This is a genomic window from Burkholderia sp. JKS000303 (assembly GCF_002563755.1).
In the GTDB taxonomy this organism is placed as follows: domain Bacteria; phylum Pseudomonadota; class Gammaproteobacteria; order Burkholderiales; family Burkholderiaceae; genus Burkholderia; species Burkholderia anthina_B.
Genome location: NZ_PDBZ01000001.1, coordinates 159237 through 172438, shown reverse-complemented (window position 1 = coordinate 172438; position 13202 = coordinate 159237). Strand labels below are relative to the sequence as shown.

Genomic DNA, 13202 nt, shown 5'->3' with positions numbered 1-13202 from the left:
ATTGCTCGGTCCCGCTGGCGTGGGGCGGCCTGATGGCGGAAGGGCGCGCGTGCCGGGCGGTGTTGAAGGGGGCGCGTTTCCCGCCGGTGCGCCATGGTGATCGCGATGCCGGCAAGCGTGCATCGTCCCGTGTTCGTCACAGTAATATGCATTTAAAAACGTCAAATCCTGAGAGAGCGGGAATCGCATGAGCGTCATCAAGGAATTTGCGTCTCTTTTCGGCGCATTCAATCGCCTGTATTCGCTGGACGGCTCCGGCGCGCTTGCCGCATTTCAAATCGAGCGCTGGACCGGCCGCGAATCGCTCTCCGATCTCTTTCAATGGAACGTCGATGCGCTGTCGACGGACCCGGCACTGGATCTCGACGCGATGCTCGGCCAGCGTGTCGCGATTCGCACCACGCTCGCGAACGGCACGACGACGCTGCGCAGCGGACTCGTCGCCGACGCCGAGTGCATCGGTTACGACGCGGGCCTCGCCCGCTACCATCTCCGGATCGTGCCGTGGCTCGCGGCGCTCACGCATGCGCGCGACGAGCGAACCTTCGTGAACCAGACGCTCGCCGACGTGCTCGACACGGTGTTCGCGCCGTATGCCGGGATTGCGCGGTGGCGTCTCACGCCGGACGCGAGCCGGCGTCTCGATGCGCTCGGGCCGGTGGCGTACCGCGTGCAGTACCGCACGCATACGCACTACGAATTCGTTCAGCATCTGCTGGCCGAGGCCGGCTTCGGATTCTGTTTCGTCGAGGACGAGGACGCGCCGGCCGGGCATGCGATGCTGGTCTTCGACGACAGCGCGCAACTGGCCGAGGACGATACGTCGGCGCGCCGCGGCGGGGTGCCGCGGCGGGCGAGCGGGACGGCGACCGACACCGACGACGTGGTCCTGGGGATCGGGCAGTCGCTGTCGCTGACGGCCGACCGCATCACACTGATCAGCAGCGATTACCGCGCGAACCACGCGACCACCGCGAGCACGAATCTGGGGCGGCCGAACGGCGCGCGCGAGCTCTACGACGACGTCGGGCCCGAGGCGTTCGACACCCTGCGCGACGCGGAAGACACGGCGCGGCGCCAGGCCGACGCGATCGTGTCGCGCGCCAGTTTCTGGACCGGCTACGGCACGCTGCGCACGGCGCGCGCCGGCCGCGCGCTGAGACTCGTCGATACCGGCTGGCAAGCGGTGCGCGGCGCCGCGGCGCCCGAGGCGTTCCTGCTGACGCACGTCGAGCACATCGGGATCAACAATCTTCCGGCGACCGTCATGGAAGCCATCGAACGGCAGCTCGGACCGTTGCCGGCGACGGCGCTCGATCCGCGCGTGCTCCGGCACGCGAAGGCCGGCGGTTACGCGAACCGGTTCGACGCGGTGCCGCGCACGCAAGTGTGGCGGCCCTCGCTGGCGGATGGCACCGGACAGCGACTCAATCCGGTCGCGACGGCGCTGGGTGCGCAGACGGCGATCGTCGTCGGTCCGACCGGCAGCGCGCAACCCGGTTCGACCGGGCCGGTGCACGCCGATGCGCAGGGACGGTTGCGGGTTCGCTTTCACTGGCAGGCGGAAGACGATGCGGGCACGTACCCGACGCGCGCCATTCAACGGCTCGCGAGCGACGGGCACGGCCTTCAGCAGGTGCCGCGTATCGGCCATGAAGTCCTCGTGCAGTTTCACCACGGGCTGATCCACCGGCCGATCGTGCTCGGCGGCCTGTTCAACGGCCGTGGCGAAGGCGGCGAGTCGCCTTCGCCAGGCGGTGCGGCCGGAAAACCGCTCGACCCGTCGATCTATACGCAGGCGGGCGATCATGCGCCGAGCGCGCAGGGCAATCTCGCGAGCGGGCTCAGCCCCGCGTGGCACGGCGCGGGCGGCGGCACCGATCGCCACAATCACGCCGGTGCGCTGTCGGGCTTCAAGAGCCAGGGCTTCGACGGGCAAGGCCACAACCAGCTCGTCACGGACGATTCCGACGGCATGGGGCGCCTGCAGATGGCGACCACGCATGCGGCGACGCAACTGAACCTCGGTCATCTGCGTCATCAGTCGGACAACTATCTCGGCAGTTTTCGCGGCCAGGGCGTCGAATTGCGCTCGGATGCGTACGGTGCGATGCGTGCGACGCGCGGCCTGCTGGTGTCGAGCTATGCTCCCGCCGGTGCCGCGCAGCCCGCGGGCGATGCCTCCGCGCTGCAGGCGCTCCTCGCCCGGCACACCGCGCTGGTCGGCCGGTTCGACAAGACGGCCGATGCGCACGGGACGCTGCCGTTCGCCGCGCAGCGCGGCGTGGAGCAGGCAGGCCAGTCGTCGCTGAACGGCAGCGCCGCACCGCTCGACGCGCTCGCGCAGAGCTTCGCGACTACGGTCGGCGCGAACGGCTACGCGCAGGCGTCGGCCGACGCCGCGCAGCGATCGACCGGCAACGCACTGCCGCATACGGGCGACGCCGTGCTCGGCATCGAGGCACGGGGCGGGCACGGGCTGATCGCCGGACAGGCGCTGCAATGGGCGGCCGGCGAAACGCTGTCGCTCGGCAGCGGCACCGACTTCAATCTCGCCGCCGCGCAGCAGCTGCGCATTCACAGCGGACAGGGCATCGGCTGGCTGGCTGGCGCGAGCCACGCCGACGGTGTCGGCATGAGCCTGATCGCCGGCAAGGACGGGCTGACGCTGCAGGCGCAGCGCGACGTGCTGGGCCTGCGTGCGCGCGACGACGTGAAGCTCGCCTCCGCGAGCGCGGCTGTCGAGATCGCCGCGAAGCAGACCGTGCATCTCGCGGTGAGCGGTGGTGCGCACGTGACGATCGAGGGGGGCGACGTCACGTTCGGCTGCCCCGGCAAATTCGTCGTGTATGCCGCGCAGCATTCCTTCGTGGGCCCCGATCAAATGAATACGCCGTTGCCGCAGTTTCCCGAGAAGGTCTGCGTCGAATGCCTGCTGCATGCGATGCAGTCGGGCAGCGCGCTGGCGGGCAAGGCGATCTGAGCATGACGATCGACACGCCCGACTGGATCGACCGCTATCCCGACGACACGCCGGACCGCCTGGATGCGCTGTTCGGGCGCGCGCCGGCCGACGGCCGCTGGCATCTGCTGCTCGACATGGGTTTCGCGCCGGCATTGCGCGACCGGCTGCCCGCGGTCGACCGCGACGATGCCGTCGTCGTGTTGTACGAAGGCGTGTACGACGGCGACGACCTGCTGACGATTTCGCCTTGCCTCGTGCCATTGCCGGCCGACGCCGCGGCACGCACGGCGATGCTCGCGGCGGTGCTGCGCGAGACGTCCGGCCGGCCGATGGTGAGCCTGCTGCACGGTGCGCGCGATACCGCCGCGCTCGCCGTGCATCTGCGCGGACAGATGGAGGCGAGCGCGGCGGCCGACGGCGAAGCGTTTCTGGTGCGTTTCGCCGATACGCGTTGCCTGCCCGCCTGGCTCGCGGCGCTCACGCCCGCGCAGCGCCGCCGCTTCACGGACGGCATCGGCGCGTGGCACGTGTTCGACCGCACCGGGGCGCTTGTAGCGCTCACGGCGCTCGAGGTGGACCACGCGAGCCAGGCGGCGGGCGACGACACGGAGGTCGGGCGCGACGGCGAGCCCTACGTGCTCGACGAGGATCAGATCGAGCAGTTGCGGCAGGCCGCGAAGATCGACACGCTGCTGTTTCATGTCCGCCAGCGTCCGGAGAGTTTCGGCCGTCTGGTGGCCACTCCGTCGCAAGCCCATGCGTGCGTGAGTGCGGCGTGGGCACGGCACGACGGGCCGCCCGCGGCAGCGTCGCGGGCCGCGCTCGATGCGCTCGTGGCGGCCGGATATCTGGTGACGGAACTGGCGCCGGCGACGTCGTCCGCGTAGCACGGTCCGGGCTCGCGGGCCGGCGCGGGACACGGGTGTGTCCGCGAAGCAGGCGACGGGGTACACGCAATTGACAGGATCCGCGCCGGACGGCGTCGGACAAGAGGATGAAGCGATGAGTTTGAATGCCGGTTCCACGACGTTTGCCGCTCGGCTGCTGATGTTCATGGCCATCCTGCTCGGGACGGCCGGATGTTCGCGCGCGACCGACGTGCCGTCTTCGGCGTCGAGTGTGTCCGGCGCGTCGGGCGTCGCGAGCGCGGCCGCCGCGTCCGGCACGATGGGGCTGAAGCTGAATGCCCTCAACTACACCGATGTTCCGATCGGCGCGTTCTACGTCGACGGCACCTGGGGCGGGACGGTGCCGGCGCGCATCGGCAGCGGCGGCGGCGCGATCATCTGCTGTGTCGCGTTGCCGAAGCAATGGCATCCCGGGCTGACCGTCAACCTGCAGTGGCGTGACGACACCCTGTACCGGAAGGATCCGAAGGCGCTCGCGAGCCGGGTCGTGCCGGTCGAGCGCTACGACACATTCTCGGACGGCTTCCTGTGGGTCCTGTTCTTTCCGCACGACCGGATCAAGGTCTATGCGTCGCAGTGGATGCCCGGCTACCGCGGCTTCCCCGAAAATCTCCAGGCGCCCGACGAAGCGTGTCCGGGGCACTTCACGTTGCGCAACGGAGATCCGCAGTGCCCGCATCCCGACAAGAGGATCACGCCATGAGTTTCCGCTTCGCGAGCGCTGACCGGCCGGACGTCGGGGTCGTCACCCGGGAGGAGCAGGACGCGATCATGCGCCGGCTGCAGGACGACGACGGGATGAGTTGCTGCAAGACGCTGCATATCGGCGTCTTCTTCGACGGCACGCGCAACAACGCCGATCGCGATCGCGCGGGCGGCAAGCACAGCAACGTCGCGCGGCTGTTCGACGTGTTTCCCCGCGACAAGTATCACAGCGCCATCTACGTAGCCGGCGTCGGCACGCCGTTCGTCGACGAGATCGGCGACCAGGGCGTCGGGCTGCAGGCCGCGGCCGGTGCCGCGACCGGGTGGGCCGGCGAGGGGCGCATCAACTGGGCGCTGCTGCAGATCCACAACGTCGTGCATGCGCACGCGCTCGGCAATTCGCTGTCCGCGGCGCTCGGCAAGAGCGACAAGGCGCTCGCGAAGGCCGTCAGCGTCGACCTGAACTTCAAGGGCATCGACCTCGGCGGCACGCCGCCGAAGCCGGGCAGTCTGGGCGACATCAACGCGCGCGGCAGTTCGAGCGCCGGTGCGCTCAAGCTGATGGCGGCCGAGCAGAACGGGATCGAACTGACCTGGGATCGCGACACGATCTGGGCGCAGCTCAAGCGCGAAGTCGATACGGCGAACTGGACCGCGACGATGCGGGCGTGGGACGACAAGCGTCGCGTCGCGTTGCAGGCCCGTTGCGCGGAGTTGAAAGCGCGCGTCGGCGATCTGCTGGTCAAGGGCAAGCCGAAGCTGCAGCGCATCCGCCTGTACGTGTTCGGTTTTTCGCGCGGCGCGGCCGAGGCCCGCACGTTCTCGAACTGGCTGAACGATGCGCTCGACGCCGATTTCAGCCTGTGCGGCGTGCCCGTGTCGTACGACTTTCTCGGCCTGTTCGATACGGTGGCGTCGGTCGGCATCGCGCAAAGTACGGCCGCGACGCTGTTCGACGGGCACGGCGGCTGGGGGCGCAAGGAGCTGATGGGGCTGCCGTACTACATCCGCCGCTGCGTTCACATGGTCGCCGCGCACGAGCCGCGCGGATCGTTCCCGCTCGACCTGATCAATGCGTCGGTGGACGGCCGCGAGGAGATCGTCTATCCGGGCGTCCATTCGGACGTCGGCGGCGGTTACGGGCCGGGTGAGCAAGGGCGCGGCACCGGCGATGCGGACAAGCTGTCGCAGGTGCCGCTGCTCGACATGTATCGCGAAGCGCGCAAGGCCGGCGTGCCGCTCGACATCAAGGGGCCGGGCGTCGCCGCCGAAGCGGCCGCGGCGTTCGCGATTTCGCCCGCGCTCAAGCGCGCGTTTTCCGCCTACGTGAACACCAGCGCGAACTACTACTATGCCAAGGAGCACGGCACGCCGGGCCTGATGCGCGCGCACTACGGGCTGTATCTGCGCTGGCGCAGGATGCGGCTCGACAACTTGCGTACGCAACCATCGTTCATTGCCGCCAAGGCCGCCTATCCGCAGGATGCGGCCGATCTCGACAGCGCGAACGAGGAGTTGCGGCTCGAGTGGCGCGACTTGCTCGACTGCGAGAAGCAGGGCGGCTCGACCGTGAGCCGTTACGCAGGCAGCACGATCAGCAAGAAGCTCACGCAGAACCCGAAAGCCGCAGCCTTCATTTCTCCGGCCGTTCTGCCGATCATCCAGGGCCTGGAGTCCTCGATTCCGTTCGTCGGTCCGGTGGTGCGCCAGAGCGCGAAGCGCGCCGAGGATTTCTTCCAGCTGCAGCTCGACGAGAAATGGCGGCAGTGGCTCGAGGTGCGGGGCGACTGGAACATGGGGCCGCCGGAGGCGCCGATCAGCGCGCTGTACGACAACTTCATGCACGACTCGCGCGCGTGGTTCAAGCCGCTCGGCGACGACGACGACGTGTGGAACCACAACCAGATCAAGGCGCTGAAAACCCGCCAGGCCGAATTCGAGCGCCAGCATGCGGCGTGGCAGAAGCGTCAGCAGCTCGGCTTGCCGGGGCCGTCGCAGATCATGCAGGTGATGGGCGCGAGCGCGCTCGGGCTCGGGCCCGGGGTCAGCGCGGTGCCGGAACCCGAACCGCGTTCGCCGTTGAGCGCGCAGCAGGCCGACATCCTGAAACGCTACGACGCCGCGCAGCAGGCCGCGCAGAAGGCGCGCGCAGCCAAGGACGCGAATGCGCCGACCGACAGTGCCGTGCTGACCGATCCGAACGTCACGGGCGGTCTCGCGCTGCAGGATTCGGGGCGCGAGTTTTCGTTCGTGTGGGGTTACCTGCGCTGGCGTACCGTCTACGTAAACGGCGTGCGCTGGGATGCGCCGTACGTGCCCAGCGTGCAGGAAGACATGGAGGCGCAGCGCCAGATGCTGAAGTACAAGATCGACATGAACGGGATCGTTCCGTGATGGCCCGACGCACTGCCTTCGCGGTGCGGCGGCCGGCCGCCGTCGCACCGCAGAACCGCTTCGATACGAACCAGCCGGCGCAATACGCACGCGCGCACGATTGCCGAGACACGACATGGATCTAGTTGCCGCATTAACGGGATACGGGCAAGCGACCCGCCATATCCAGATCGATACCGCGATGCCGGGCGCATTCGTGGTCGAGCGCTTTCACGGCCGTGAAGGGATCAGCGAATCGTTCCGGTTCGAGATCGACGTGCTGTCGAGCGAGCCGTTTCTCGATCTGGCGCCGCTGATCGGCAGTGCGATGCGGCTGCGTCTCGCGACGGCGGCGGGCGAACGCTGCTGGAACGGTTACGTCACGCATGCCGCGTATGCGGAGAGCGACGGCGAATTCACGCGCTATCGGCTGACGATGGAATCGTGGCTCGCGTTGCTGCAACTGCGCCGCAATTGCCTGTATTTCGTCGATCTCGATGCCGAGGGGATCTGCGAACAGGTGTTCGGCGATTACCCGGAAGCGCATCGGCGCTACGAGCTGGTCGAGCCGCTGCGTGCGTTCCGTCTGCGCGGCCAGTATCGCGAAACCGATCTCGATTTCGTGTTTCGACAGTTGTCGGAAGCCGGGCTGTCGTTTCGCATCGAGCACGGGCAGGACGCGGGCAACGCACCATCGGGCGATCATGCCGTCGTCGTGTTCGACCGCCATGCGCGGTTGCCCGACGGCAGCGCCATCGCGTTCAATGCGCAGGACGTCGGCGATCCGGACGGCGTGATCACGCAATTCTCGGACCGGCGTCAGCTCGTGTCGGATCGCGTCGTGGCGACGAGCTGGAAGGCCAGCGAACTCCACGCGCTCGCCGGCCATGCGCAGCAACCGGCCAACGCCGATGCGCCGCTGCTGCCGGTGCGGGAGATCTACGACGGCCAGCGTGCCGGCCGGTTCGACACGAGCGGCGATGCGCAGCGTTATGCCGAACAGCGTCTCGACGCGCTGCAGCTTGCGAAGCGGATCTACCGTGGTGGCGGCACGTCGCGCACGCTCGAGATCGGCCACGTGCATACGCTGAACGATTATCTGGGCGGCGCGGTGCGGTTCGTACCGCTGTCGATCGAGCACGAGGCCGTCAACAATCTCGGCGCGCAGATCGGGCAGCTGTTCGGGCGCGGCGAGCTCGAGCAGGGGCACTATCGCAACCGCTTCGTCGCGGTGCCGGAAGGCACGCCGATCGTGCCGCCGTTCCGCGACCGGCCGACCGTGTCCGGCGTGCAGACCGCGATCGTGGTCGGCGAGCCGGGCGGCCGCGTCAGCAGCACGCGCGATCACCAGGTCCGCATCCAGTTTCCGTGGATGCGCGGGCTCGCGCCGCTGCCGGGCGGGCTGACCGATACGGCGAGCCGGTCCAATCCGGCCGGCCATGCGCCGGGCGATCAACGGTCGGGCATCCTCGTTCGCGTCGCCGAACAGGCGGCCGGGCCGAATTTCGGCCATGCGTTTGTCCCGCGCGTGGGGGCGGAGGTCGTGGTCGGCTTCGAGTCCGGCAACATTGACGCGCCCGTCGTGCTCGGCCAGGTGTATGGCGGCCGCGTGCGGCCGCCGTTCTCGGCCGGCGAGGGCAGCGATGCGAATCATTCAGGATCGCTGACGGGATTGCAGACGCAAACGCTCGACGGGCAGCCGGGCAGCCGCTGGGTGATGGACGATGCGGCCGGACAGCTGCGCCACGAGCTGAACAATTCGACGGCCGGCACGCATCTCGCGCAGGGCTATCTGATCGACCAGCAGGGCACGATGCGCGGCGCCTATCGCGGCGAAGGCTTCGAACTCGCGACGCAGGGCTGGGGCGTCGTGCGGGCCGGCGCGGGCGTGCTGATGTCGAGTACCGCGCGCCAGCTCGGTGCGTCGACGCAGCTGGATGTCGCCGAACGCGTGGAGCAGTTGAAGGATGCGGCCAAGACGGCACAGGAACTCGACCGGGCGGCCACGGGCGCGCAGGCGGTCGGCCTGAGCGCGAATGCGGCGCAGACGGATTTCCTGAAGGCGATCGACCCCGCGCAGGACGGCAAGTATGCGGGCAGCGCGGGCGGCCAGAGCGCGACCAAGCCGAACGGGACGCAGCGCGACGGCGGCGACCCCGTCGAGCGATTCGCGACGCCCGCGGTGTTGATGGAGTCGCCGGAGAACATCGTGGTGACGACGCCGGACAGTGCGGTGTCGTATGCGGCGAAGCATGTTCACGTGACGTCGCTCGGCGATGCGCACGTCGGTGCCGGCGCGACCGTGGCCGCGGCGACGGGCGATGCGGCGAGCCTGTACAGCGTGGCGGGCGGGCTCAAGGCAATCGCGGGCGAAGGGCCGGTGAGCGTCGAGGCGCACGCGTCGACGATGGAGATTCTCGCGGACCAGACCTTGCGCGTGACGTCGACCGACGAGCGGGTCGACGTGCTTGCGCAGGACGCGATCGTGCTGCAGCAGGGACCGAACCGGATCACGCTGAAGGGCGGCGACATCATCGTCGAGACGCCGGGGCAGTTCGCGGTGAAGTCGGGCGGGCATCCGTTCCCGGGGCCGCGCGCGACGAGCGTGAAGCTGCCGGCGCTGCCGGTGTTGCCGCAGGGCGATCCGTGTGACTTCCTCGTGCAGGCGCTGGCGGCGAGTCCGGCGGGACGGGGGGCGGTGGCGTCGGGGGTGAGTGCGGCGGGTGCGGCGGTGACGGGCGCGGCGAGTTCGGTGGCCGGCGCGGCGGTATCGGGAGCGGGTGGGGCGGGCGTGGCGACTCGGGCGTTTTCATATGCGCCTGGTCAGCCGTTGCCCGCGCCCTCCGCCCCTGCACCAACAGCGGCCGATGCGGGGCGGGGCCCGTCGCTCGGTTATTCGACTCCGCCACCCGTTTCCAGTGAACTGGACGGCATGCCGAAAAAAGGTCGGGCGGCGCAAAGTGGACCGTGCAACCTTCACGTTCCCGCTATCAAGCCGGAGCGGCATACGGTCAACATGGGGAGCGCCGACTATTATGAGACGGACGCGGATGGCAATCCCAAGTTGAAGGACGGGCAACTCAACTGGCTTCGATTTGCCGCAGCGAGCGGGACGTACGATATCGGCTATGCCCCGGCGACGGCGACCGTGACGGCAACCGTCCGTATCAAGGTCCATTTGAAGGATCAATACTGGATCAACCAGGGGCGCGTCTATATGGATCCGTCGACGGGCAAGCCGTTTTCGGTGCCGTACAACAGTGACGGCATACGGCAGGACAGGATCATCAGGACGGTGGGCCGGCCCGGTGGTCTTGCTGCCGTGTCTGGATTCAAGAAGCGCATCGAGGAAGGATTGAACCGCGGGAACTACTCGATGCAGCCGAAGGAGTGTCCGCTCGGCAAGGCATGTACCTGCAAGGTCAAGGTGAAACTTGAAGTCGAACTCGTTCAGACCGGGGCATTCCATGCCGAGATCGATCTCTTTCCACAGGTGACGCGGGCGAACTCGAAGCATTGGGGCGAAGTGCAAGTCGTGTGGGACGATCAGCAGCAGCGGTATGTCCCGGTATCGACCCAGAATGCGATCGCGCATGAGAGCGGGCATCTCTTCGGTTGGCCGGACGAGTACTTCATTGACGCAGGCACCGTGTTCGGGAAATACATCAACTCAAGGCATCTGGTCGACGTGACCATGGCGCAACTTGACGACAACTGGCAGCGCTCCACCGAAACGAACTTGATGGGCCGCGGAATGTTCAAGGAGAAGCCGGAAATTCCGAAGCACTACATGTATGGCTTCCGTGACTGGTTCAACGGCAAAACCGGAATCGACTGGGAAGTGCTGAAATGAAACGGATTTTCGTCGCTGTTGCGATGTCGATGATTTCTTTCGGAGTGTTGAAAATGGCGCTTGCACAAGATCGCCCGGACTATTTTGAAATTCGTAGCGGACAGGGGCAGGTCAATCCGTCGCCGCCGATCGTTTTCAAGACTGACGGCCGAACGGTGTCGTATTTTTCGCGTGGACGGGATCTGGATCCGATGCCGCTGACGCGTTACGTCGGGATCGGGAAATATACGGCCGAGCTGACGGGCGCCTCTCGCAAACAGGTCGAGACGGTGAAGGCAGCGTTGAGCAGCAGAACGATCCCTCAGCTCCATGCATTCAATGCAGGGTCCGTGCTCGTCTATTCGTTCGACAAGGGCGGCCATCGCTACGAAGGGACGTACAACTACCAGTTCGACGATCAATTCAACGACAAGCTCTCGGTGCTTTACGACCTCGCCCATGATTTGCTGGCGCACGGCACGCCGGAGATCAATCTGCATCCGCAATTCTCGGTGCGGTCCGCGCAAGCGCTATTGGTTGTCGAGATGACGTTCTCGAACGATGGAAGACAGGACGTCACGATCGACGGCCCGGATCATTGGTCGCCGGATCTGGCGAGTCCCGATCTGCAATATGTGCAGATCGGTGGCGGTAGCGACAACGTTCAATTTGACATCAGGCTTGTCAGCAAATATCTGAGTGACACGTCCCGTCACTATCGGCACGAAATCGTCGTGAAGCCGGGGCAGCCTGAAACGGTGGAATTTCGCGTGCCGTACGCGGATCTGACCTATAACGCCCGCTCGTCGATCCGGCGTATCGAGGCCGGCAACTATGTCTTCGTCGGCTCGGTCAACGTCGACATCCGTCGTCCGCAGGAAATGGACGGGCGGATCTTTACGCCGATGAACCGGCTGGACAACGTGAAACTGACTGGAAAGTAATCCTGACGTGATGCGCGTGACATGGATCCTGGCGATGATGGCATTGAATCTCTGCGCGACGGACATCGCGTCTGCGCACGACGAGCGCGGCCGTTTCGAAATTCGTAGCGGATCCGGGCAGACCAATCCCGCGCCCGACCTGGTGATCACCGATGACGGCAAGACGATTTCCTACTATTCGCGCGGCAGGGACCTCGATCACAGTTCGCAGGGGCGTTATCTGGGCATCGGGAAATATACGGTCGAATCGAGCGGCGCCTATGCCCGACAACTCGCGGCAATCCGGCTCGTGCTGAGCAAACGGGATGCGGCGGTCCGGGACGCGGTCAACGCGGGACCAGTTTTGTCCTATTCGTTCGACATGGACGGACATCACTACGAAGGCGCGTTCAACTACCAGGCGGAAAAGCCGGTACAGGAGAAGATCGTCGCGTTGTATTCGCTCGCGAAGGCACTGCCGAGTCAGGGAAAACCGGAGATCAATCTTCGTCCGGCATTGTCGATTCGCTCCGACTCGAATCGCTTGCTGGTCGAACTCGAATTCACGAACGCAGGCCGGCACGAGGTCATCATCGATGGTCCGGATACCTGGACGGACAATCTGGCGATCCCGAATCGGCAATATGTCGAAGTCCAGGGCAGCAACAGCGCCGGTGCCGACTTCAAGGTGCGCCTTGGCAGCAAGTATCTGATCGATGCGTCGCGTCGCTACGCCGGAGAAATCGCCGTCAAGCCGGGTGACGTGACCCGGCTCGGGTTCGCGGTTCCCTACGATGCAGTGTCGTTCGACAGCGATTCGCCGATTCAGCGCATGGAAACCGGCACCTACGATTTTGCCGGTCTGATGCAGGGCAAGGTCGACAAGCCGGACGAGATGTCCGGCAGGTTCTTCACATGGACGGATCCGATTCCGTCGGTCGGTTTGACGCGGGAGTGACGTGATGCAGACTGAATACTCGCTGCGTGCGACGCCGACGACCAGGAACGGCATAGGTGCCCGTCGAGCCGAAAGCAGGACGCGCCGATGCGCGCAACACGCGTCGTATTTTCTGGCGGCGGTGTTTCTGTTCGGCACGACGGCGCCCACATTGGCTGAAGAAGACCGAGACTACTTTGGAATACCCAACAGCCCGGACCCGATCAAGCCGTCGAAGCATGTTGCCTATTTTCCGCGAGCGCGTGATCTGGACATCATGCAGCCGGCGAAGTACAGAGGCATCGAAAAATACACGGCAGAACTGAACGATCAATACCGGCCGGAGCTGGATCAGGTGAGGCGGATGCCGGCCAATGGCGAGATCGCTTCGGTCCCGGGCCGGAATATCGGATCGGTCCTCGCGTATTCGTTCCATCGGAATGGAGCGCGTTACCAGGGCCAGCTGCAATATCGATCCAGCGATGAGATCAACGACAAGCTGGCGTTTCTCCACGATCTTGCGAAATGAAGGGAAAAGTGTTGACCCGGATGGATACAC

Annotated in this window: 8 protein-coding genes; all 8 read left to right on the top strand. The window is 66.3% G+C overall.

The genetic code is table 11. The features are described from left to right. Positions 1–187: 187 nt before the first annotated feature. Entirely contained in the window at positions 188–2983 is a 2796-nt protein-coding gene (locus tag BX604_RS00735; RefSeq protein ID WP_098549129.1) for a type VI secretion system Vgr family protein, read from the top strand. 2 nt (positions 2984–2985) lie between these two features. Next, a complete protein-coding gene (locus tag BX604_RS00730) occupies positions 2986–3852 on the top strand; it encodes a DUF4123 domain-containing protein (protein ID WP_098552660.1) in 867 nt (288 codons plus the stop codon). A gap of 115 nt (positions 3853–3967) precedes the next feature. After that, positions 3968–4576 (top strand): DUF3304 domain-containing protein, encoded by a 609-nt coding sequence (locus BX604_RS00725; protein ID WP_098549128.1) that lies wholly within the window; start codon positions 3968–3970, stop codon positions 4574–4576. Beyond that, the gene (locus tag BX604_RS00720; RefSeq protein WP_098549127.1) at positions 4573–6972 is read left to right on the top strand and encodes a T6SS phospholipase effector Tle1-like catalytic domain-containing protein; all 2400 of its coding nucleotides are present in this window, start codon (positions 4573–4575) and stop codon (positions 6970–6972) included. The genes BX604_RS00725 and BX604_RS00720 overlap by 4 nt, the downstream gene beginning before the upstream one ends. A gap of 115 nt (positions 6973–7087) precedes the next feature. Beyond that, positions 7088–10804 carry a type VI secretion system Vgr family protein gene (locus BX604_RS00715; RefSeq protein WP_098549126.1) on the top strand — a complete coding sequence of 1239 codons (3717 nt, stop codon included), beginning with the start codon at positions 7088–7090 and terminating at the stop codon, positions 10802–10804. Next, positions 10801–11727 carry a hypothetical protein gene (locus tag BX604_RS00710; protein ID WP_098549125.1) on the top strand — a complete coding sequence of 309 codons (927 nt, stop codon included), beginning with the start codon at positions 10801–10803 and terminating at the stop codon, positions 11725–11727. The genes BX604_RS00715 and BX604_RS00710 overlap by 4 nt, the downstream gene beginning before the upstream one ends. Before the next feature lie 16 nt (positions 11728–11743). Further along, positions 11744–12664: a hypothetical protein gene (locus BX604_RS00705; protein ID WP_143747984.1), complete on the top strand. Its 921-nt coding sequence runs from the start codon at positions 11744–11746 to the stop codon at positions 12662–12664. 4 nt (positions 12665–12668) lie between these two features. Beyond that, positions 12669–13172, top strand: a complete 504-nt coding sequence (locus BX604_RS00700; RefSeq protein ID WP_143747983.1) for a hypothetical protein — start codon at positions 12669–12671, stop codon at positions 13170–13172. Positions 13173–13202 lie beyond the last annotated feature (30 nt).

Coding starts and splice junctions, on each gene's coding strand:
- BX604_RS00735 (WP_098549129.1), top strand. CDS start 188: ATGAGCGTCATCAAGGAATTTGCGTCTCTTTTCGGCGCATTCAATCGC.
- BX604_RS00730 (WP_098552660.1), top strand. CDS start 2,986: ATGACGATCGACACGCCCGACTGGATCGACCGCTATCCCGACGACACG.
- BX604_RS00725 (WP_098549128.1), top strand. CDS start 3,968: ATGAGTTTGAATGCCGGTTCCACGACGTTTGCCGCTCGGCTGCTGATG.
- BX604_RS00720 (WP_098549127.1), top strand. CDS start 4,573: ATGAGTTTCCGCTTCGCGAGCGCTGACCGGCCGGACGTCGGGGTCGTC.
- BX604_RS00715 (WP_098549126.1), top strand. CDS start 7,088: ATGGATCTAGTTGCCGCATTAACGGGATACGGGCAAGCGACCCGCCAT.
- BX604_RS00710 (WP_098549125.1), top strand. CDS start 10,801: ATGAAACGGATTTTCGTCGCTGTTGCGATGTCGATGATTTCTTTCGGA.
- BX604_RS00700 (WP_143747983.1), top strand. CDS start 12,669: ATGCAGACTGAATACTCGCTGCGTGCGACGCCGACGACCAGGAACGGC.